Raw genomic sequence first — 987 nt, 5'->3', positions numbered from 1 at the left:
TTAATACCTGCGTAAGGTCATCGTGAAGTGCGCGATGAATTAACTCCTTTTCTAGTGCGACTTTACTAGTGACATCTTCGACCACCACTTGAATCGCTTTTTCACCTTCCCAGTAGATGATGTTGTCGTAAATATTGAAGTATTTTTTACTTCCATCAAGGCAACGGTTTTCGACCACTAAACTAAAACTCGGCGTGTGACCGGCCATAATATTCTGGCTACGCTTTAGAGCGTTGATACGATTGTCGGGTGGAATAATAGAGATGACCGAATTCATAGCAAGGACTTGCTCAATAGATTTAGCACCCTGCATTTCAACCCATGCCTGATTGACCATCAAAGGTTTGAAGTTTTGATGAATGAGCACACCTTGTTTCGAGCTTTTCAGTAGCGTCCGGTACATGTGGTCTTTTTCTTGGAGCTTACGCTCAGATGCGACAACTGCCGTAATATCGACAAGCATAACGCGGAGAGCTGGACGGTTGTTGAGCTTAATCATGTGCGCAAGGCTAAACAAAGAGAGTCGGCGTCCATTAATAGGGATATCTTTATAGACTTTACCTTTTTGTAGCTGACCTTTGATTGCAGAAACGTAGCGTTCACGCACTGTGCCATGGTAGCTATCGGGTATTAAGGCATAGACGAAATCGACATTCTTTAGTAGCGATTCTCGGTCATCGTAACCAAATAGGGTCGCGATATTATCGTCGACATCAATGACCTGATGATCCTGGAGGGTAATGTATCCTTGGGCAGAATCGAAGTTCTGGCAAGGTAAGGCTGTCGTTAAGTCTAGTTGGATACTCATATCGGTCTGATCAATTAATCTCTACCGCAAAAAGGTGCTTTGCATTAACTTGGGTATATTGCTGATAGACAGGGTAAATGCAGCGAGACTCTACATGCAAAGTATGATATTCATCATTTAACTACACTAGCGTAATTTTACTGAATGGAAAATGGATTAAAATTTTATTAAGGATAATT

General features: G+C 41.8%; 1 protein-coding gene. It reads right to left on the bottom strand.

All coding sequences use genetic code 11. The annotated features are described in order from the left end of the window. On the bottom strand, positions 1–808 hold an 808-nt coding region (locus BCT81_RS27285), incomplete at its 3' end, for a PAS domain-containing protein (protein WP_133152749.1). Positions 809–987 lie beyond the last annotated feature (179 nt).

Origin of the sequence: Vibrio sp. 10N.261.52.A1, assembly GCF_002876325.1 — a bacterium.
Taxonomy (GTDB): domain Bacteria; phylum Pseudomonadota; class Gammaproteobacteria; order Enterobacterales; family Vibrionaceae; genus Vibrio; species Vibrio chagasii.
The sequence above is the reverse complement of the archived record's forward strand: the minus strand, read 5'-3'. Positions and strand labels throughout refer to the sequence as shown.